Source organism: Burkholderia sp. LK4, from assembly GCF_001043615.1.
Classification (GTDB): domain Bacteria; phylum Pseudomonadota; class Gammaproteobacteria; order Burkholderiales; family Burkholderiaceae; genus Burkholderia; species Burkholderia cepacia.
Genome location: NZ_LDUL01000010.1, coordinates 189,165 through 208,129, shown reverse-complemented (window position 1 = coordinate 208,129; position 18,965 = coordinate 189,165). Strand labels below are relative to the sequence as shown.

Below are 18,965 nucleotides of genomic sequence, written 5' to 3'. Positions count from 1 at the left end.
GCTCCTCAGAGGGCGGCCGCGAGCGCGGCGGGTTCGCGGATGCGCAGATTCGTGTAGGCGCCGCGATCGTCGTCGGCGAGCGGCACGATGTACGGCTCGACCGGGCGCTTCTCGCTGCGCATCGCGCCGTCGGCGTCCTTGCGCAGCCAGGTGTGGCAGAACCATTCGGCGTCGTTGCGATGCGGAAAGTCGACGCGATGGTGGTACAGCCCCCAGCGGCTCTCGGTGCGGAACAGCGAAGCGCGCGCGGCCATTTCCGCGCAGTCGCGGATCGCGCGCACCTCGGCGGCGCGCATCAGTTCGTGCGGATGGCTTGCCTTTATCTCTTCGATATCCTCAGTAATGGCGTCAAAGCGCTGGAGGCCGATTTCCATTTTTCGCGTCACCTTCGGCGGTTGCAGATAGTCGTTCACCATGCGGCGCAGCTTGTATTCGACCTGCGCCGGTGCCAGGCCGCGCTCGCGCAGCAGCGGGGCAAGCACGCGCTTGCGTTCGGCGTCGACCTGTTCGTCGTTTACCGGCGCATGCTCGCGGCCGGCCACGTAATCGGCCGCGTTCTGCCCGGCAAACCAGCCGTACGTAAATGCGCCGAGCATGTAGTTGTGCGGGACGGCCGCCATGTCGCCGGCCGCGTAAAGGCCGGGCACGGTCGTCTCCGCGCGTGCGTTCACGTACACACCGGACGCGCTGTGGCCGCTGCAGAAACCGATCTCGGAGATGTGCATCTCGACCATCTGGCTGCGGTAGTCGGTGCCGCGCCCCGCATGGAAGCGGCCGCGGCTCGGCCGCTCGTTCGTATGCAGGATCTGCTCGATGGTCTGGATCGTTTCCTCCGCGAGATGGTCGAGCTTGAGGAACACGGGGCCGTTGCCGCTTTGCAGTTCCTGATAGAACTCCCACATCATCTGGCCGCTCCAGTAGTCGCATTCGATGAAGCGTTCGCCCTTGCCGTTTGCGGTGAAACCGCCGAGCGGGCCGGTCACGTACGCGCACGCGGGGCCGTTGTAGTCCTTGATCAGCGGATTGATCTGGAAGCATTCGAGATTCGCGAGCGCGGCACCGGCGTGATAGGCCATTGCGTAGCCGTCGCCCGCGTTGGTGGGGTTCTCGTACGTGCCCATCAGGTAGCCCGAGGCCGGCAGGCCGAGGCGGCCGGCCGCGCCGCAGCAGAGAATCACGGCCTTCGCGCGGATCACGTGGAACTCGGCCGTGCGGCAGTCGAAGCCGAGTACGCCGCTCGCGCGGCCCAGTGCGTCGGTCAGCACGCGCGTCGCGACGATCCGGTTCGTGATCGCGATGCGTGCGCGCTTCAGTTGCCGGTACAGCACCTTCTTGATGTCGTGTCCTTCCGGCATCGGCAGCACGTACGAACCCATGTGATGGACCTTCTTCACCGCATAGTCGCCGGTGCCGTCCTTCTCGAACTTCACGCCCCAGCGGTCGAGCTGCTCGATCGTCGCGAAGCTGTGTGTCGCATACGCGTACACGGCTTCCTGGTCGACGATCCCGTCGTTGGCGATCGTGATCTCGCGCGTGTATTGCTCGGGCGTCGCATGCCCGGGAATCACCGCGTTGTTCAGGCCGTCCATCCCCATCGAGATCGCGCCACTGCGTTTCACGTTGGCTTTTTCGAGCAGCAGCACGCGCAGGGACGGGTCGCGCTCCTTCGCCTTGATCGCCGCCATCGGGCCGGCCGTGCCGCCGCCGACCACGACGATGTCGTATTCGAGCACATGGGTAGTCATCGTTGTTTCCTTGCAGGTTTGCGCGGTTTTTGCCGGTCGATGCGCAGCCGGTACTGGAAGGCATCGCCGCGGAAGTACAGGTATTCGTAGTCGATCGGTGCACCCGACGCGTCATGCGTGAGGCGCTCGATGCGCAGCACGGGGCTGCTGTCCTCGACCTGCAGCGCATCGACGATCTCGTCGTCGGCGAGGATCGCGTCGATCGACACGTCGGCATGGCCGAGCGGAATGCCGCAATCGTTTTCCAGCACGAGGAAGATGTCGCGGGTCGCGAGATCGGCACCGGCGAGGCGCTTGCCGAGCGCTTCTGGCACCCAGGTCTGTTCGAGCGACACGGGCTCGCGATTCAGCAGCCGCACGCGGTGAATCTCGACGAGCGGTGCGCCTTCCGGCACGTTCAGCTTCGTTGCGAGATGGCGGTCGGCCTTGACGGTGCGGACACTGCGCACCTGGTTGACGATCTCGTAGCCCATCGACGACATCGCCTCGGCGAAACCCTGCAGCGACGTCACGTTCTGGAATGCCTTCGGCTTCGACACGAAGGTGCCCTTGCCGTGCAGCTTGAACAGCAGTCCTTCCTTCTGCAGATCGCCGAGCGCCTGGCGCACCGTGATCCGGCTGACGCCGAACGCCGCGCAGAGTTCGTGCTCGGAAGGCATCCGGCTGTGCGGCGCATAGGTGCCGTCGAGGATGCGTGCGCGCAGCGTGTCCTTGATCTGCACGTAGAGCGGGGCCGCCGACAGCGGCACGACGTTGGGTGAGGTCATCGATCAACTTGTTATGACAAGATTGCTCGAGTGTAGTCAGCGCGATCGCGCGTCCCAACCAACGATTTCTGATTTCGACTTTCCGATTCCGGAAAAGCACGGCGGCAGGGGCGGACCGAACGGACGATCCGGCGTGCGGTGTCGATCCGATCCGCCCATGACGGGCGAAGTGGAGCGGCGGACAATCAAGGCAATTCGCAGGCGCATGTGTCGCGCGTGTCGATTTCCCGATGCGTCGCCCGTCGTATCCATGTCGACCGGGCATTGCGCCACGCGGGTAGCGCCCGGGTACCGAGGATTGCCGTAACGAAAAGGAGACATCCCATGCCGGATTCCCGATACCGCTGGGTCATCGTCGCCGCGGGCGGCTTGATGGGCTGCATCGCCATCGGCGCGATGTTTTCGCTGCCCGTTTTCCTGCGCGCGATCGCGCGCGACACCGGCTGGTCGATGACCGGCATTTCCGGCGCGATGACGCTCGGCTTCATCGCGATGGCCTTCGCGAGCATGGGGTGGGGCAGCCTGTCGGACCGCGTCGGCACGCGCCCGGTCGTCATGACGGGTGCCGTCCTGCTGTCGGCAAGCCTCGCGCTGGCGAGCCGCGCGCCGTCGCTGCTCGCGTTCCAGTTCACTTTCGGCCTCGCCGTCGGCGGTGCGACGGCCGCGATATTCGCGCCGATGATGGCATGCGTGACGGGCTGGTTCGACACGCACCGCAGCCTGGCGGTGTCGCTCGTGTCGGCCGGCATGGGGATGGCGCCGATGACGATGGCCCCGCTGGCCGCGTGGCTCGTGTCGGTGCGCGACTGGCGCACGTCGATGCTGCTGATTGCGACGCTGGCGGCCGTCGTGATGATTCCGGTGTCGCTGCTGGTGCGCCGGGCACCCGCGCTCGACGGCGCGAATGCGGCGCTGGCGGCCCCCGCGGCCCCCGCGCCGGCCGGTGACCCCGCGGCGATGTCGGTCGCGCACGCGCTGCGTTCGCCGCAGTTCATCGTGCTGCTGCTGACCAACTTCTTCTGTTGCGCGACGCATTCCGGCCCGATCTTCCATACGGTCAGCTACGCGGTGACGTGCGGGATTCCGTTGATCGTCGCGGTGTCGATCTACAGCGTCGAAGGGCTCGCCGGCATGGGCGGCCGGATCGTGTTCGGGATCCTGGGCGACCGCATCGGCGCGAAGCGCACGCTGGTGGCCGGGCTGTTTGCGCAGGCGCTCGGCGCGCTCGGGTACGACTTCGTGCGCACGCTCGACGGGTTCTACGCGGTCGCGACCCTGTTCGGCTTCATCTATGCGGGCGTGATGCCGCTGTATTCGGTGCTCGCGCGCGAGAATTTCCCGCTGCGGATGATGGGCACCGTGATCGGCGGCTGCGCGATGGCCGGCAGCCTCGGGATGGCCGCGGGCCCCGTGGCCGGCGGCCTGATCGTCGATACGTTCGGCAGCTATGGCTGGTTGTACGTCGGTTCGTTCGCGATCGGCGTCGGCGCGTTCCTGATGGCGATGATGTTCCGCCCGTTCGTGAAAGCGCGGCCGGACACGGCGGCCGCGTGAGCCGGCGGCGGAAACGCGGCGGCCTGAATTTCACCGTATCGGCGCGGCGCGGCCCGCGTTGCCACTGACAAAAAACAGGGCCGGCATTGTGTCCGTTCGCGGGTGTCTGGGCAGCCTGCAGCCCGCTGCGGCGCAGCAGCGCGGCAAATGATGCCGATCGGCACGCATGCGCCGCGATTCGGCCCCTAAAAACGCAATATCGAGCATATATTCGAAGGGCCTGTCATACCCGCGTCACCCTGCTAGAATTCGGCCTGCCGCATTGTTCCGATTGACTGATGAGATTGCTTGACGCCCTGGTCGAACAACGTATTGCCGCCGCCGCCGCGCGGGGCGAGTTCGACGATTTGCCGGGTACCGGCGCGCCGCAGGCGCTGGATGACGACCTGCTCGTGCCCGAGGAGGTGCGGGTGGCCAACCGTATCCTGAAGAATGCAGGCTTCGTGCCGCCGGCCGTCGAGCAATTGCGCGCGCTGCGCAACCTGCACGACGAAGTGCAGGCGGTCAGCGACCGTGCCGCGCGGTGCCGGCTGCAGGCGAAGATCCTCGCGCTCGACATGGCGCTCGAATCGCTGCGCGGCGGCCCGATGGTGATGCCGCGCGACTACTGCCGGCGCATCGCGGAGCGCCTGTGCGAGCGCGGGCTCGACGAAGCGTCCGCCGAAGCGGGGCCGATGTGACGTCCGACGCGCTGCATGACGCAGCCCGTCCGGCAGACACCCCGGCGGCCGAACCCGGCGCCGAGTCCCCCGTTCCCGAAGCTGCGCTCGTATCGGCGCGCGACCTGCATTTCATGCGTCTCGCGCAGGCCGCCGCCGAAGAGGCGCGCGCGGCCGGCGAAGTGCCGGTCGGTGCTGTGCTCGTGCGCGGCGACGAAGTGATCGCGCGCGGCTTCAACCATCCGATCGGTGGGCACGACCCGTCGGCCCATGCGGAAATGGCCGCGCTGCGCATGGCCGCGCAGCATCTGCAGAATTACCGGATGCCCGGCTGCGAGCTGTACGTGACGCTCGAACCGTGCCTGATGTGCGCGGGCGCGATCATGCATGCGCGTATCGCGCGGGTCGTCTTCGGCGCCGCCGATCCGAAGACGGGCGCCTGCGGCAGCGTGATCGACGCGTTCGCGAATCCGCAGCTGAACCACCATACCGAAGTGACCGGCGGCGTGCTCGCCGACGAGTGCGGCGCCGCGCTGAAGTCGTTCTTCGCCGAGCGCCGTCGCGCGCTGCGCGAAGCGCGGCTGGCCCGCGACGCCGAATCCGGTGCCTCATAGGCGCGCCCGCCGCCCCGGCCCGAGCCGGGCATGCACGGCTTCGTGAACCGGAGACGGTTCAGACCCTCTAAGCAGGTTTGACGACCCGACACCTTTCGCCATGTCCTTCCAGCCCGCCGCGTCCTACACCATCCGGCTGCTTGCGCCGTCCGGCTATCCGCACGACCCCGACGCGATCAACCGCGCGCTCGAGCGCCTCAGCACCGCACAGCACCGCATCGAGAACATCGAGGCGACGCAGCGGCGCTTCCAGCGGTTCGGCGGCACCGACGGCGAGCGGGCAGGCGACCTGAACCGTCTTGCCGATCCCGAGCGGCCGCTGCCGGACATCGCGCTGGCGGTGCGGGGCGGCTACGGCGCCGCGCGCATTCTGCACGGGCTCGACTATCGCGGGCTCGAACGCAGGCTGCGCGACCAGCCGGTCGCGCTCGTCGGCCACAGCGACTTCACGGCACTCCAGCTCGCGCTGTATGCGAAGGCACGCATCAAGACGTTCGGCGGCCCGATGCTGTCCGCCGATTTCGGCGCGGAAACGCCGAGCGACTTCACGATGCAGCACTTCTGGCAGACGCTGACGCAGCCGAGCACGACGATCATCGCCGACGCGCCGCAGGTGCAGAGCGTGAACGTGACGGGCACGCTGTGGGGCGGCAACCTCGCGATCCTCACGTCGCTCGTCGGCACGCCGTACATGCCCGACATCGAAGGCGGCATCCTGTTCATCGAGGACGTCAACGAGCAGCCGTTCCGGATCGAACGGATGATCTATCAACTGCACCTGTCGGGGCTGCTCGCGCGCCAGCAGGCGCTGGTGCTCGGCCAGTTCACCGGTGCGCGGCCGTTCGAGTACGACAACGGCTACGACATGCAGGCGATGATCGAGCAGGTGCGCGCGGTGGTCGGGATTCCGGTCGTCACGGGGCTCCAGTTCGGCCACGTGCCCGACCTGCTGACGCTGCCGTTCGGCGCGCACGCGCAACTGGTCGCGAATGCGCACGGGTTCCGGCTCACGCTGTCGGACTATCCGCACCTCGGCTGAGGTGCGCGCGATCGATCGAAAGGCGGGTTCCCCGCCTTTTTCTTTATGTAGGCACGCAACTAACGATCAAGTTTTTTCGTCGGCATCTGCAGTGCGATCGCCGAATCTTGCACCAGTTTTGTCAACAAAAATGCCGGAAGGGTATACGACGAGAAGGGCCTCTGTCGTACGTCTCAGCCTTGTCGTGCATGGATTCGACGCATCATGCACCGAACGGGGTCGCGTCGATGCACGCCGATTGTGCGCAATGCCGGAAAAGAATTGTTGACAATCTTTATGTCCGCCCTAGGATGAGGATCATCACACGATGCCGATCATGAACGAGCCCGAAGCCCACCTGTCCGGTGCAGCCAGCCCCGAAGCGATCGCCGAGCGGATCCGCACGGCGATCCTCGAGCATCGGCTCGCGCCTGGTTCGAAGCTGACGGAGGCGCAGCTGTGCGACGTATTCGGCGTGAAGCGCGGGGCGATCCGCCAGGCGCTTGCGCAACTCGCGACCGACAAGCTCGTCGAGCTCGAGCCGAACCGCGGTGCGTTCGTCGCGAGCCCGACGCTGCAGGACGTGCACGAGGTGTTCGAGATGCGCCGGATCATCGAGCTCGCCGTGGTCGAGCGGCTCGCGACCGGGCCCGGCGCGAAGCGGCTGAAGGGCGTCGCCGCGCTGATCGACAAGGAACGCAAGGCGTTCGAGCGGCACGACTTCGCGGCGTGGATCCGGCTGTCGGGCGAATTCCACACGGCGCTCGCCACGCTGATGGGCAATGCGACGCTCAGCGAGTGCCTCGAAGGGCTCGTCGCACGCTCGACGCTGATGTCGGCGCTGTACGAATCGCACGGGCGCAGCCCGTGCTCGTGCGACGACCACGACGAGATCCTCGCCGCGCTGGAGGCGGGCGATCCGAAGCGGGCGGTGACGCTGATGGCGCACCACCTGCAGCATGTCGAACTGAAGATGCTGGACCGGCCCGCACAAGGGCAGGTCGATTTGCGCGAAGTGTTCGGCGGCGCCTGAGCGGCGACGCGAACCCGGCCGCGCGCCACAGAACGAGCGAAATGCAGGCCCGCGGCGTTTGCCGCGGGCCGCTGGTCCGACTCCGGGCGTCTATCCGGAGCGATATCGATGACGGTGGAGCGGCCATCCGGTCGCGTCAAGGAGAAGTCATGGCTCAGTTCAGTGTGGCGCACGATAGCGCCTATCCGGCGGATGAAGGCGGCGAGGGCGGCGACCCGACGCTGCCGAAGGGTTACAGCGAACGTCTGTACAACGAAGATTTGGCACCCCTTAAAAACCAGACATGGGGTTCGTACAATATCTTCGCGTTCTGGATGTCGGATGTGCACAGTGTGGGCGGCTACGTGTTCGCGGGCAGCCTGTTCGCGCTCGGGCTGACGAGCTGGCAGGTGCTGATCGCGCTGATCGTCGGCATCAGCCTCGTGAACGTGCTGTGCAACCTGATCGCACGGCCGAGCCAGCAGATCGGCGTGCCGTATCCGGTCGCGTGCCGCGCGACGTTCGGCGTGCTCGGCGCGAACGTGCCGGCCGTGATTCGCGGGCTGATCGCGATCGCGTGGTACGGCATCCAGACCTATCTCGCGTCGAGCGCGCTCGTGATCGTCGTGCTGAAATTCTTCCCGCAATGGCTGCCGTACGCGGACGTCCATCGCTACGGCTTCCTCGGGCTGTCGGCGGTCGGCTGGGCCGGCTTCATGCTGCTGTGGGTGCTCCAGGCGTTCGTGTTCTGGAACGGGATGGAGACGATCAAGAAGTTCATCGACTTCGCGGGCCCGGCCGTCTACGTCGTGATGTTCATCCTCGCCGGCTACATGGTGTGGCGCGCGGGCTGGCGCAACATCGGCATCAACCTCGGCGGCGTCAAGTATCACGGCGCGGAAGTGATTCCGGTGATGATCACGGCCGTGTCGCTGGTCGTGTCGTACTTCTCCGGGCCGATGCTGAACTTCGGCGATTTCTCGCGCTACTGCCGCTCGTTCGGCGAGGTGAAGCGCGGCAATTTCTGGGGGCTGCCGGTCAACTTCCTCGCGTTCTCGCTCGTCACGGTGATCACGACGGCAGCGACCTTGCCCGTGTTCGGCGAACTCATCACCGACCCGGTCGAGACGGTCGGCCGCATCGACCATCCGACCGCGGTGATCCTCGGCGCGCTGACGTTCACGATCGCGACGATCGGCATCAACATCGTCGCGAACTTCGTGTCGCCCGCATTCGACTTCTCGAACGTCGCGCCGCGCCTGATCAGCTGGCGCGCGGGCGGGATGCTCGCGGCCATCGCGTCGATCTTCATCACGCCGTGGAACCTGTTCAACAACCCGGCCGTGATCCACTACACGCTCGACGTGCTCGGCGCGTTCATCGGCCCGCTGTACGGCGTGCTGATTGCGGACTTCTACCTCGTCAAGCGCGGCCGGCTCGTGCGCGACGACCTGTACACGATGTCGGAAAGCGGGACGTACTGGTACACGGGCGGCGTGAACCGCCGCGCGCTCGCCGCGCTGTTGCCGGCCGCGGTGATCGCGATCGTGTGCGTGATGGTGCCGGGCTGGCAGGGCGTCGCGAACTTCTCGTGGTTCATCGGCGCGGGGCTCGGCTTCGTGTTCTACCGGCTGCTCGTGAACACGAAGGCCTGAGGAGCGTGCGATGAAGATCCGGCTGATCAATCCGAATACGACGCAGCGGATGACCGACGCGATGGGCCGCTGCGCGCGCGAGGTCGCGGCCGCCGGCACGGAGATCGTGGCGGTGAGCCCGCCGATGGGGCCGCCGTCGATCGAAGGGTATTACGACGAGGCGCTCGCGACACCGGGGCTGCTTGCCGAGATCGCGCAAGGCGAGCGCGACGGCTGCGACGCATACGTGATCGCGTGCTTCGGCGATCCGGGCCTGTACGCGGCGCGCGAACTCGCGCGCGGGCCGGTGATCGGCATTGCCGAGGCCGCGATGCATGCGGCGAGCGTGCTCGCGCCCGGCTTCTCGGTCGTCACGACGCTCGCGCGCACCTGCGGGATGGCGTGGCACCTCGCGGAGCGCTACGGAATGAAGCGGTTCTGCCGCAACGTGCGCGCGACCGACGTCGCCGTGCTCGAGCTCGACCGGCCGGGCTCGGCCGCGCGGCGGATCATCGTCGACGAATGCCGGCGCGCGCTCGACGAGGACGGTGCCGACGCGATCGTGCTCGGCTGCGCGGGGATGGCCGAGTTCGCGCACGAAATCGAGCAGCAGATCGGCGCGCCGGTGGTCGAGGGCGTCACCGCGGCGGTCAAGTGGGCCGAGGCGCTCGTCGCGCTGCGCCTCGCGACGGCGAAGCGCGGCGATTACGCGCGCCCGCTGCCCAAGCGCTACGACGGCGCGTTCGCCCGCTTCAGCCCGCCGGACGGGGACGAGGCAGAGCCGGCCCCGAATTTGCCGCAACCGCACATACACACCGTCTGACACGCACTATCTGCGCCGCTGTATGGGCGCGTATGGGCGTTTTCGCTACACTGGGCCGTCATCGCATCGGCCCGCGCGGCCGGCCTGCGGCACCCGCGCGGTCGATGCGAACCCATTATTTCAGCGAGCTTTCGCCGCACTTCGAACCATGTCACTCGATCCCAACTATCCTCGCGACCTGATCGGCTACGGCCGCCATCCCGTGCAGGCGAACTGGCCGGGGCGCGCCCGCGTCGCCGTGCAATTCGTGCTGAACTACGAAGAGGGCGGCGAGAACTGCGTGCTGCACGGCGATCCGGGCTCCGAGCAGTTCCTGTCCGAAATCGTCGGGGCGGCCGCGTATCCCGACCGCCACATGAGCATGGAGTCGATCTACGAGTACGGTTCGCGGGCCGGCGTGTGGCGCATCCTGCGCGAATTCGAGAAGCGCGGGATGCCGCTGACGGTATTCGGCGTCGGCATGGCGATCGAACGTCACCCGGAGCTCGCGCGCGCGTTCGTCGAGCTGGGTCATGAGATCGCGTGCCACGGCTGGCGCTGGATCCACTACCAGAGCATGACGCCGGAACTCGAGGCCGAACACATGCGCCTCGGGATGGAAGCGATCGAGCGCGTGACGGGCGAGCGCCCGCTCGGCTGGTACACCGGCCGCGACAGCCCCAACACGCACCGTCTCGTCGCGGAATACGGCGGTTTCCTGTACGACTCCGACAACTACGGCGACGACCTGCCGTTCTGGATGGGCGTCGAAGTGTCGGGCGGCAAGACGTCGCCGCAGCTGATCGTGCCGTACACGCTCGACACGAACGACATGCGCTTCGCGACGCCGCAGGGCTTCAACACCGGCGATCATTTCTTCGACTACCTGCGCGACGCGTTCGACGTGCTGTACGCGGAGGGCGACGAGGCGCCGAAGATGCTGTCGATCGGCATGCACTGCCGGCTGCTCGGCCGGCCGGGCCGTTTCCGCGGGCTGCAGCGTTTCCTCGATCACATCGAAAAGCACGATCGCGTATGGGTGACGCGCCGTGTCGATATCGCGCGTCACTGGCGTGAACATCATCCGTATCAGCCCAATCATCGAAACGAAGGGAAAGCATGAAGGCGATGCGCTACACGTTGGATCAACTGAACACGATGGCGCCGAGCGCATTTGTCGCGGCGCTGTCGGGGATCTTCGAACATTCGCCGTGGGTGGCCGAAGTCGCCGCCGGCGAGCGGCCGTTCGCGAGCATCGACGCGCTGCACAAGACGATGTCGGGTGCCGTGGAATCGGCCGGCGAAGCGCGCCAGCTCGCGCTGATCAACGCCCACCCGGAACTGGCCGGCAAGGCCGCCGTGCGCGGCGAGCTGACGGCCGAGTCGACGCGCGAGCAGAGCGGCGCGGGCCTCGACCAGTGCACGCAGGAAGAGTTCGACAAGCTGCTGACGCTGAACCGCACGTATCGCGAGAAGTTCGGCTTCCCGTTCATCCTCGCGGTGCGCGGTTATGACCGGCACGGCATCATCGCGAACTTCGAGTCGCGCGTGAATCATTCGCGCACCGAGGAACTGCGCGCGAGCCTCGACCAGATCTACCGGATCGCGCGCTTTCGCCTCGACGACCTGATCGACGCCTGACACCGCAGTACGGCCCGCTGCGTCGCAGCGGCCGGATCGCCTCACTGAAACAAGGAAACATCATGGCTGTTCCGCTTCTCGACCCCAACGCACCCGAATTCACGCGGCGCTACGTGAATCTTGCCGATCCGCGTCTCGGTGCGCAGGCGCTCGAGGCCAGCGACGATTTCTTCGCGCCGAAGGACCGGATGCTGAACCCCGAGCCGGCCGTCTTCATTCCCGGCAAGTACGACGACCACGGCAAGTGGATGGACGGCTGGGAAACGCGCCGCAAGCGCACGACGGGCTACGACTGGTGCATCGTCAAGCTCGCGCGCCCGGGCGTGATCAAGGGCTTCGACATCGACACGAGCCACTTCACCGGCAACTTCCCGCCGGCCGCGTCGATCGAGGCCGCGTTCGTGGCCGACGGCGCGCCGACGCATGCGACCGAGTGGGTCGAGATCGTGCCGTCGACGACGCTGCAGGGCAACAGCCATCACTATGTCGACGCGAGCGACGCGCGTGCGTTCACGCACCTGCGCGTGAACATCTACCCGGACGGCGGCATCGCGCGCCTGCGCGTGTACGGCCAGCCGCAGCTCGACTGGGCCGGCGCGAGCGCGACCGAGCAGTTCGACCTCGCGGCGATGGAAAACGGCGGTTACGTGGTGGCCGCAAACAACCAGCACTTCGGCGTCGCGTCGAACCTGCTGCTGCCGGGTCGCGGCGTGAACATGGGCGACGGCTGGGAAACCCGCCGCCGCCGCGAACCAGGCAACGACTGGGCGATCATCGCGCTCGCGCAGCCGGGCGTGATCCGCAAGATCGAAGTCGATACCGCGTTCTTCAAGGGCAACTATCCGGATCGCTGCTCGATCCAGGCCGCGTACGTGTCGGGCGGAACGGACAGCTCGCTGATCACGCAGTCGATGTTCTGGCCGGTGCTGCTCGGCGAACAGAAGCTGCAGATGGACAAGCAGCACTACTTCGAACAGGAGATCGCGTCGCTCGGCCCCGTCACGCACGTGCGACTGAACATCATTCCGGACGGCGGCGTGTCGCGCCTGCGTCTGTGGGGGACGCTCGACAAATGAAGACGCTTGTCATCGAACCGCTGACAAAGGAAGCGTTCGCGCCGTTCGGCGACGTGATCGAAACGGAAGGGGCAAAGCAGATCCCGATCAACCTCGGCACGACGATCCGCTTCCACGATCTCGCGAAAGTCGACGTGACCGACGAAGACGGCCGCACGCTCGTCAACCTGTTCCGCGGCCAGCCGCGCACGCTGCCGTTCGAAGTGAAGATGCTGGAGCGGCACCCGCTCGGCAGCCAGGCGTTCGTGCCGCTGAACGACCAGCCGTATCTCGTCGTCGTGGCGCCCGCGGGCGATCTCGATCCGGCGAAGATCCGCGCGTTCGTGACGAGCGGGTGGCAGGGCGTCAACTATGCGAAGGGCGTGTGGCATCACCCGCTGATCGCGCTCGGCGGCGTCAGCGACTTCATCGTCGTCGATCGCGGCGGCGACGGCCTGAACCTGAACGAGCAGGACCTGCAGGAATCGCTGTGGCTCACCGACGAGGCGCTGCACGCGCTGACGGCCTGAGTCGTCGCCGGCGGTTCTGCCATTCCCGGTCCAAAACCCGCGCACGCTGCGCGGGTTTTTTCATGGTGCGACGCGATTCAGGTCGCCGCGGTCTTGCGCGCGTCGCGCGAACCGTGGGCGCCGCGGCGCCGGTTCGCGACCGGCGCATGCTCGGCGATCAGCCCGGCGGCCCAGTCGATGAAGACACGCAGCTTCGCGCTGACGTGCCGGTTCGGCGGGAACGCGACGTACATCGGCATCGGTTCGAGCTGCCATCGCTCGAACAGCGGCACCAGTTCGCCACGGGCGCGATGCACGCCGGCCATGTAGTCGGGCAGCCACAGAATGCCCAGCCCGGCGAGGCCGGCCTCGAGGTACGCATTGCCGTCGTCGACCGCGAGCACGTAGCGTCCGCGCACGGTGATCCGCTCGCCGCCGCATGCCATCGCAAACGGCAACGGCTTGCCGGTGCGCGCCCACAGGAACCCGACGATCCGGTGATGCGAGTCCTCCAGCTCGTCCGGATGAGCCGGCGTGCCGGCACGCGCGAGATAGGCCGGCGATGCGTACACGCCGAGCCGCAGGTCGCCGACATGCCGCGCGACCAGCGAGCGGTCGGTCGGCTCGCCGCCGCGCACGACGCAGTCGACGTTTTCGCCGATCACGTCCACCACGCGGTCGCTCACGCCCATGTCGAGCTGGATGTCCGGATAGCGCGCGTGGAACACGGGCAGCGCGGGGATCAGGATCAGGCGCGCGAACGGGCTCGGCACGTCCACGCGCAGCCGCCCGCGGGGCGTCGCGGACGCCGCGGACAGGCTGGTTTCGGCATCGTCCATGTCGGCCAGCAACCGCACGACGCGGTCGTAGTACGCGGCGCCGTCCGCGGTGACGACAACCTTGCGCGTCGTGCGGTTGAACAGCTTCACGCGCAGCCGTGCCTCGAGCTGCTGCACGAGTTGCGTGACGGTGGTGCGGCTCATGTGCAGTGTCTCGGCGGCCTTCGTGAAGCTGCCGGCTTCCACCACGCGGGCGAATGCCTGCATTGCGTCGAATCGATCCATCGGGTCAGGGCTCCGCATCGGTCGGGAATTGTTTGGGGCGCGCAAACAGTGTTGGACAGGGTTGCCGGTTTATTCACCGCGCCACGGTCCTTAAAGTGCCTTCATCGTCGATGCCGGGGCGGTTTCGCCCCACCAACCGAAGGAGGTGCTGAATGGTAAAGCGTAGCGTGGTTTTTCCGCCCGGTCGGCGGGCACTGTACGAGCGCAACCGCTATTCGCCGGCGCTGCGCTCGAACGGCTTCCTGTTCGTGTCCGGGCAGGTGGGCAGCCGCGAGGACGGCTCGCCTGAACCGGAACTGGGCGCGCAGGTCCGCCGCGCGTTCGACAACCTGAACGCGGTACTGCGCGCGGCCGGCTGCACGTTCGGCGACGTCGTCGACGTGACGGTGTTCCTCGTGGATCCCGAAGCGACGTTCGAGCGGATCTGGGAGATCGTCCCCGAGTACTGGGGCGACGCGCCTTATCCGACGCTGACTGCCGTCGGCGTGACCTGGTTGTACGGCTTCCAGTTCGAGATCAAGGCGATCGCGCGGCTGCCGGAGACCGTCGACGGGTGAGCCATGCCCGACACGGGGCCCGCGCGTCACGGCGCGACGGGCATCTCCTGTTCATACGCACGATGCAGCAGCGCGACGAGCGACGACGAGTCCGGCAGCGTCGCCGTGCCGAACCGTCGCACGGCGACACCGGGTGTCCACGAGTTCATCACGACGGCGCCGGCCATCGATGGCAGATCGGCCGGCGTCAGTTCGCGATCGCGCTGTGCGACGCCCAGGCGTGCCAGTTGCCGGCGCACGATGCGCATCGTGACGCCGCCGAGCATGTCCGCCACCGGCCACACAACCGTGTCGCCGGTCCAGAACGCCAGATTCCAGATCGATCCTTCGCTGATGCGCCCGTGGCGATCGACGAATGCCGCATCGTCGAATCCCTGCGCGATCGCGCGGCGCAGGAAGTGTGTCTTGGCGACTTCGCCGACATGCTTGATTTCCGGCAGCACGCGCTCGTATTCGAACAGCGCGAGATCGAGCGGGCCCGCCGGCCCCGACGACGGCGCGGCGGTGCGCACCAGCACGTCGAGCGTTTCGTCGTCGCGCGGTGCGACGAATTCACCCGTCGTCGCATGCACGGTCGCCGTCAGCGACAGCGCCGACGGCGCGCGCTCGAGCGCAGCGCGCAGGAGCGCGCGAATCCGGTCGTCGGGCAGCGCCTGGCCGAACAGTGCGTTCGACGCATCGTGCAGCCGTGCGAGATGCAGGTCGAGGCCGCGTACGCGGCCGTCGCGCACCTGCATCGCGGTGAAATGCGCGTGGCCCGCGAATGCGAGCGGCGCGAGCGCGTCCGGGGTGGCGGCACCGCCGTTGAGCTGAACGACGGACGGGAACGGGGCAACGGTCATCGGCGGATCTCCGGGTTCGGTCGCGAGCGGGGGGCGGCTCGCGGCATCGTCAAGAAAGTCTATTGTTTGCAGATTGATGGCATCTTGAAAAACGAGTAGTTTTGGAACGGTCATCAAATCCGGTTTGAAGATCGATGGAACGCATGTGGCCCGGTACGCGCGCGCTGAGGACGTTCGATGCGGCGGCGCGGCACCTGAATTTCTCGCGGGCGGCCGACGAGGTCGGGCTGACGCCGGCGGCAGTCAGTCATCAGATCAAGGAAATCGAGGCTCAGCTCGACGTCGTACTGTTCGTCCGCACGAGCCGCAGCATCCGGCTGACGCCGGCCGGCGTCGTGCTGGCCGCCGCGGCCGCCGATGCGCTGGCGGGCCTGCAGCGCGCGACGGCCCGGGCGCGGCGCATCGCGCGGGAGCAGACGGAGTTGCGCGTGTCGGTCGGCGCGCGTTTCGCGACGCACTGGTTGCTGCCGCGCCTGCCGCGTTTCAGGGCCGCGCATCCGGCGTTCGAGCTGACGTTCGACATCACCGACCGGTTGCGCGATTTCGACGACGACGACGTCGATGTCGCGATCCGCTTCGGCACCGGGCGTTATCGCGACGCGTGCGCGCAGCGCCTGTTCGATACGTCGGTCGTCGCGGTCTGCGGCCCGGCACTGCTGTCGGCCGGGCCGCCGTTGCGCAAGCCGCGCGATCTGCTGCGCCATACGCTCTGCCATGTCGACTGCGAAGTCGACGGCGTGACCTGGCCGCGCTGGTCGGCGTGGATGGCCGCGGCCGGCGTCGACGGTTTCGACGACAGCCGGTGCGTGTCGTTTCCGGATTCGAGCCACGTCGTGCAGGCCGTGACGGACGGCACGGCGGTCGGTCTTGCGGAACCGCACATGATCGCGCGCGATCTCGCGGAAGGGCGCGTCGTGCAGCTGTTCGACGTGAACGTCGGGGTGGCGCCGGGCCTTGCGTATCACGTCGTGTATCCCGAACGCACGCAGGACGATCCGCGCATCGTCGCACTGCGCGGCTGGCTCGCGGACGAAGTCGCGACGATGCGCGCGTAGTTGCAGCTGTGGCAGCGGCGGCGCATGCTATCGTGCCCGCACCTCCACCGCACGATGCCCGGTTCCGGGCGTGTTCTTCCGATGAGCCAACCTGAAAACGACCTCGCAATCCTGCTGAGCACGATGCAGCCCGAACTGCATCCGGGTGCGTTCGCCTTCGTGTCGCTGCCGGCCGATGCAGACGTATCGTTATCCGAAGTCATTGCGACGTTCCGCGAAGCGGAAGGGCTGACGGTCGTGGTCGACGAGGAAACGGCTGCACGTCGCGGCTGGCCGGTGCTGTTCCGCTCGGCCTGGATCACGCTGACCGTGCATTCCGACCTGGCGGCCGTCGGCCTCACGGCGGCGTTCGCGCGGGCACTCGGCGCGGCCGGCATCAGCTGCAACGTGATGGCGGCCGCGTACCACGATCACATCTTCGTGCCGTTCGACGACGGCCCGCGCGCGCTCGATGCGCTCGTCGCGCTCCAGCGCGGCGCGACGCGCGGCTGACGCGCGCAGGGCATCCGGGCCGCGCCAAAAAAAACGGGCCCGTCACCGGGCCCGAGAACGGAGAGGATTGCACCGGGCACTCACACCCGGCGCGCGGCGGCTTATTTGTTCGCGCCACCCTCGAACCAGGCGGCGAGCTTCGTCCGCTCGTCGTCGGTCATGTGTGTGACGTTGCCGATCGGCATCGCCTTCAGGCGCACGGCCTGTTCGTAGATACGCTGTGCGTTCTTCGACACTTCGTCCGGCGTGTCGAACATCACGCCCGCGGGCGCGCTGCCCATCAGCGTCGGCTTCGACGAGTGGCACTCGACGCAGCGTTGCTGCAGGATCGGCATGATGTCGTTGATCACGATCTTCGGTGCGTTGGCCGCTTGCGCTTCCGGCGCGACCGGCTTCGGCATCGTCCAGACCAGCGCACCCGACAGCAGTGCGACGCCGCCGATCGGCAGGTACCACAGCTGCTTGCCGCGGTGACGCATCACGAAGAACTGGCGGATCAGCGCGCCGGCCAGCATGATCAGCACGAGCACGACCCAGTTGAACTTGTTCGTGTAGGTCATCGCGTAGTGGTTCGACAGCATCGCGAACACGACCGGCAGCGTGAAGTACGTGTTGTGCACCGAGCGCTGCTTGCCGCGCTTGCCGTAGATCGGGTTCGGCTCTTCGCCCTTGAGCATCTTGTCGACCATCTTGCGCTGGCCGGGGATGATCACGAAGAACACGTTCGCCGACATGATCGTCGCGAGCATCGCGCCGACGATCAGGTAGGCGGCACGGCCCGCGAAGATATGGCACGCGAGGTAGGCGGCGGCGACCACGTAGATGCCGACGCAGATGCCGAGCACGCGGTCGTTGGTGCCGAGGATGCGGCACAGCGAGTCGTAGACGATCCAGCCGGCCGCGAGGAAGCCGAGTGCGGACGCGACGGCGACCACCGGGCCCATGTCGAGCACGCTCTTGTCGATCAGGTAGGTGTTCGGTGCGAGCAGGTACAGCACGAAGAACAGCGAGAAGCCCGACAGCCAGGTCGTGTACGACGGCCACTTCGACCAGTGCAGGTCATCCGGCATTTCCGGCGGGGCGACCGTGTACTTCTGCATGTTGTAGAAACCGCCGCCGTGGACATGCCACAGCTCGCCGAACACACCGCGCTTGCGCTGGTTCGGGTCGGTCGGCGGTTTCAGGCTGTTGTCGAGCGCGACGAAATAGAACGACTCGCCGATCCACGCAATGGCGACGATGACGTGCAGCCATCGCAGCGCGAGGTTCAGCCAGTCGGTGATGAAGCCTTCCATGAAACTCCTCCAGACTCAAATCGTTTGTTTGATGCGGGCGCTGATTCGAATGTCAGCTGCCGCGATAGGTGCTGTACGACCACGGCGACACGAGCAGCGGCACGTGGTAGTGCGAAGCGGTGTCGGCGATGCCGAAGCGCAGCACGACGCGGTCGACGAAACGGGGTTCGGGCACCTTCACGCCGAGCGACGCGAAGTAGTCGCCGGCATGGAACACGAGTTCGTATTCGCCGGCGGCGAGCGCGGCGCCTTCGAGCAGGGGTTCGTCGCAGCGGCCGTCGCTATTGGTCAGCACGGTCTTGATCGCGCGGCGCGATTCGCCGTCCAGCGCGTAGAGGTCCACCTTGATTGCCGCGCCGGGACGGCCGTGCGCCGTATCGAGTACGTGGGTAGTGAGCTTTCCCATTCGTTGAGTCCTTGTGTGAATGCGAGGTTCGGCGGCGACTCGATCCATTGACTGTGCGGCGGATCGAGGCTCCACGTCACGTGGCTACATACCCGTCGGCGAGATTGAAGCGAGCGCCGTGCAGGCATTGTAAAAAGGTTCCCCGCGCAAATACGGGCGCGATATCAAAGATAATGCGCCGCGCATGAGCGGCTGTCGACGGTACGGCGGACACCGCTTCCGGCGCGCTTTTCGGGTGTTTCCG

Annotated in this window: 20 protein-coding genes; 14 read left to right on the top strand and 6 right to left on the bottom strand. The window is 67.0% G+C overall.

Annotated features, from left to right (window positions below):
* Nucleotides 1–5 precede the first annotated feature (5 nt).
* Both VK92_RS06515 and VK92_RS06510 read right to left on the bottom strand, forming a co-directional pair.
* Entirely contained in the window at nucleotides 6–1,745 is a 1,740-nt protein-coding gene (locus VK92_RS06515; protein WP_048020943.1) for a fumarate reductase/succinate dehydrogenase flavoprotein subunit, read from the bottom strand.
* Nucleotides 1,742–2,512: a GntR family transcriptional regulator gene (locus VK92_RS06510; RefSeq protein WP_048020946.1), complete on the bottom strand. Its 771-nt coding sequence runs from the start codon at nucleotides 2,510–2,512 to the stop codon at nucleotides 1,742–1,744. Before VK92_RS06510 ends, VK92_RS06515 begins: the two co-directional genes overlap by 4 nt.
* Nucleotides 2,513–2,836: 324 nt before the next feature.
* Here VK92_RS06510 and VK92_RS06505 point away from each other — a divergent pair, with 324 nt between their 5' ends.
* The 11 genes from VK92_RS06505 (at nucleotide 2,837) to VK92_RS06455 (ending at nucleotide 13,031) form a co-directional block, all read left to right on the top strand.
* Complete coding sequence (locus tag VK92_RS06505; RefSeq protein WP_048020948.1) at nucleotides 2,837–4,066, top strand: MFS transporter; 1,230 nt, start codon at nucleotides 2,837–2,839, stop codon at nucleotides 4,064–4,066.
* A gap of 278 nt (nucleotides 4,067–4,344) precedes the next feature.
* On the top strand, nucleotides 4,345–4,746 hold the full coding sequence (locus VK92_RS06500; RefSeq protein WP_006478536.1) for a DnaJ family domain-containing protein: 402 nt from the start codon (nucleotides 4,345–4,347) through the stop codon (nucleotides 4,744–4,746).
* Nucleotides 4,743–5,339 carry a tRNA adenosine(34) deaminase TadA gene (gene tadA / locus VK92_RS06495; protein WP_048020950.1) on the top strand — a complete coding sequence of 199 codons (597 nt, stop codon included), beginning with the start codon at nucleotides 4,743–4,745 and terminating at the stop codon, nucleotides 5,337–5,339. The genes VK92_RS06500 and tadA overlap by 4 nt, the downstream gene beginning before the upstream one ends.
* Before the next feature lie 100 nt (nucleotides 5,340–5,439).
* On the top strand, nucleotides 5,440–6,378 hold the full coding sequence (ldcA, locus tag VK92_RS06490) for a muramoyltetrapeptide carboxypeptidase (RefSeq protein ID WP_021160356.1): 939 nt from the start codon (nucleotides 5,440–5,442) through the stop codon (nucleotides 6,376–6,378).
* Nucleotides 6,379–6,685: 307 nt separating this feature from the next.
* The gene (locus tag VK92_RS06485; RefSeq protein ID WP_048020953.1) at nucleotides 6,686–7,390 is read left to right on the top strand and encodes a GntR family transcriptional regulator; all 705 of its coding nucleotides are present in this window, start codon (nucleotides 6,686–6,688) and stop codon (nucleotides 7,388–7,390) included.
* Nucleotides 7,391–7,539: 149 nt separating this feature from the next.
* Entirely contained in the window at nucleotides 7,540–9,024 is a 1,485-nt protein-coding gene (locus tag VK92_RS06480; protein ID WP_048020954.1) for an NCS1 family nucleobase:cation symporter-1, read from the top strand.
* 10 nt (nucleotides 9,025–9,034) lie between these two features.
* On the top strand, nucleotides 9,035–9,826 hold the full coding sequence (locus VK92_RS06475) for an aspartate/glutamate racemase family protein (RefSeq protein WP_048020956.1): 792 nt from the start codon (nucleotides 9,035–9,037) through the stop codon (nucleotides 9,824–9,826).
* A gap of 148 nt (nucleotides 9,827–9,974) precedes the next feature.
* A complete protein-coding gene (gene puuE / locus VK92_RS06470) occupies nucleotides 9,975–10,928 on the top strand; it encodes an allantoinase PuuE (RefSeq protein WP_048020958.1) in 954 nt (317 codons plus the stop codon).
* Nucleotides 10,925–11,446 (top strand): 2-oxo-4-hydroxy-4-carboxy-5-ureidoimidazoline decarboxylase, encoded by a 522-nt coding sequence (gene uraD, locus VK92_RS06465; RefSeq protein WP_021160361.1) that lies wholly within the window; start codon nucleotides 10,925–10,927, stop codon nucleotides 11,444–11,446. The genes puuE and uraD overlap by 4 nt, the downstream gene beginning before the upstream one ends.
* A gap of 62 nt (nucleotides 11,447–11,508) precedes the next feature.
* Complete coding sequence (alc, locus tag VK92_RS06460; RefSeq protein WP_021160362.1) at nucleotides 11,509–12,522, top strand: allantoicase; 1,014 nt, start codon at nucleotides 11,509–11,511, stop codon at nucleotides 12,520–12,522.
* Entirely contained in the window at nucleotides 12,519–13,031 is a 513-nt protein-coding gene (locus VK92_RS06455; protein WP_021160363.1) for an ureidoglycolate lyase, read from the top strand. Before alc ends, VK92_RS06455 begins: the two co-directional genes overlap by 4 nt.
* Nucleotides 13,032–13,108: 77 nt before the next feature.
* Here the strand turns inward: VK92_RS06455 and VK92_RS06450 are convergent, their stop codons facing one another.
* The gene (locus tag VK92_RS06450; RefSeq protein WP_048020960.1) at nucleotides 13,109–14,074 is read right to left on the bottom strand and encodes a LysR family transcriptional regulator; all 966 of its coding nucleotides are present in this window, start codon (nucleotides 14,072–14,074) and stop codon (nucleotides 13,109–13,111) included.
* 152 nt (nucleotides 14,075–14,226) lie between these two features.
* Here VK92_RS06450 and VK92_RS06445 point away from each other — a divergent pair, with 152 nt between their 5' ends.
* Nucleotides 14,227–14,631, top strand: a complete 405-nt coding sequence (locus VK92_RS06445; protein WP_048020962.1) for a RidA family protein — start codon at nucleotides 14,227–14,229, stop codon at nucleotides 14,629–14,631.
* Between the two features lie 26 nt (nucleotides 14,632–14,657).
* Here the strand turns inward: VK92_RS06445 and VK92_RS06440 are convergent, their stop codons facing one another.
* Nucleotides 14,658–15,473, bottom strand: coding sequence for an aminotransferase class IV family protein (locus VK92_RS06440; RefSeq protein ID WP_048020964.1), 816 nt, complete (start codon nucleotides 15,471–15,473; stop codon nucleotides 14,658–14,660).
* A 134-nt stretch (nucleotides 15,474–15,607) separates the two neighbouring features.
* Between VK92_RS06440 and VK92_RS06435 the strand changes: the two genes are divergently transcribed.
* A complete protein-coding gene (locus VK92_RS06435) occupies nucleotides 15,608–16,528 on the top strand; it encodes a LysR substrate-binding domain-containing protein (protein ID WP_021160366.1) in 921 nt (306 codons plus the stop codon).
* Between the two features lie 81 nt (nucleotides 16,529–16,609).
* A complete protein-coding gene (locus VK92_RS06430; protein WP_048020966.1) occupies nucleotides 16,610–17,020 on the top strand; it encodes an ACT domain-containing protein in 411 nt (136 codons plus the stop codon).
* Nucleotides 17,021–17,121: 101 nt separating this feature from the next.
* Here the strand turns inward: VK92_RS06430 and VK92_RS06425 are convergent, their stop codons facing one another.
* Both VK92_RS06425 and uraH read right to left on the bottom strand, forming a co-directional pair.
* Nucleotides 17,122–18,315, bottom strand: a complete 1,194-nt coding sequence (locus VK92_RS06425) for a urate hydroxylase PuuD (RefSeq protein WP_021160368.1) — start codon at nucleotides 18,313–18,315, stop codon at nucleotides 17,122–17,124.
* 52 nt (nucleotides 18,316–18,367) lie between these two features.
* Nucleotides 18,368–18,721: a hydroxyisourate hydrolase gene (gene uraH / locus VK92_RS06420; protein WP_011657188.1), complete on the bottom strand. Its 354-nt coding sequence runs from the start codon at nucleotides 18,719–18,721 to the stop codon at nucleotides 18,368–18,370.
* Between the last annotated feature and the right edge of the window lie 244 nt (nucleotides 18,722–18,965).

Coding starts and splice junctions, on each gene's coding strand:
- VK92_RS06510 (WP_048020946.1), bottom strand. CDS start 2,512: ATGACCTCACCCAACGTCGTGCCGCTGTCGGCGGCCCCGCTCTACGTG.
- VK92_RS06515 (WP_048020943.1), bottom strand. CDS start 1,745: ATGACTACCCATGTGCTCGAATACGACATCGTCGTGGTCGGCGGCGGC.
- alc (WP_021160362.1), top strand. CDS start 11,509: ATGGCTGTTCCGCTTCTCGACCCCAACGCACCCGAATTCACGCGGCGC.
- uraD (WP_021160361.1), top strand. CDS start 10,925: ATGAAGGCGATGCGCTACACGTTGGATCAACTGAACACGATGGCGCCG.
- VK92_RS06455 (WP_021160363.1), top strand. CDS start 12,519: ATGAAGACGCTTGTCATCGAACCGCTGACAAAGGAAGCGTTCGCGCCG.
- uraH (WP_011657188.1), bottom strand. CDS start 18,721: ATGGGAAAGCTCACTACCCACGTACTCGATACGGCGCACGGCCGTCCC.
- VK92_RS06440 (WP_048020964.1), bottom strand. CDS start 15,473: ATGACCGTTGCCCCGTTCCCGTCCGTCGTTCAGCTCAACGGCGGTGCC.
- puuE (WP_048020958.1), top strand. CDS start 9,975: ATGTCACTCGATCCCAACTATCCTCGCGACCTGATCGGCTACGGCCGC.
- VK92_RS06445 (WP_048020962.1), top strand. CDS start 14,227: ATGGTAAAGCGTAGCGTGGTTTTTCCGCCCGGTCGGCGGGCACTGTAC.
- VK92_RS06505 (WP_048020948.1), top strand. CDS start 2,837: ATGCCGGATTCCCGATACCGCTGGGTCATCGTCGCCGCGGGCGGCTTG.
- VK92_RS06430 (WP_048020966.1), top strand. CDS start 16,610: ATGAGCCAACCTGAAAACGACCTCGCAATCCTGCTGAGCACGATGCAG.
- VK92_RS06450 (WP_048020960.1), bottom strand. CDS start 14,074: ATGGATCGATTCGACGCAATGCAGGCATTCGCCCGCGTGGTGGAAGCC.
- VK92_RS06435 (WP_021160366.1), top strand. CDS start 15,608: ATGGAACGCATGTGGCCCGGTACGCGCGCGCTGAGGACGTTCGATGCG.
- VK92_RS06485 (WP_048020953.1), top strand. CDS start 6,686: ATGCCGATCATGAACGAGCCCGAAGCCCACCTGTCCGGTGCAGCCAGC.
- VK92_RS06500 (WP_006478536.1), top strand. CDS start 4,345: ATGAGATTGCTTGACGCCCTGGTCGAACAACGTATTGCCGCCGCCGCC.
- VK92_RS06425 (WP_021160368.1), bottom strand. CDS start 18,315: ATGGAAGGCTTCATCACCGACTGGCTGAACCTCGCGCTGCGATGGCTG.
- VK92_RS06480 (WP_048020954.1), top strand. CDS start 7,540: ATGGCTCAGTTCAGTGTGGCGCACGATAGCGCCTATCCGGCGGATGAA.
- ldcA (WP_021160356.1), top strand. CDS start 5,440: ATGTCCTTCCAGCCCGCCGCGTCCTACACCATCCGGCTGCTTGCGCCG.
- VK92_RS06475 (WP_048020956.1), top strand. CDS start 9,035: ATGAAGATCCGGCTGATCAATCCGAATACGACGCAGCGGATGACCGAC.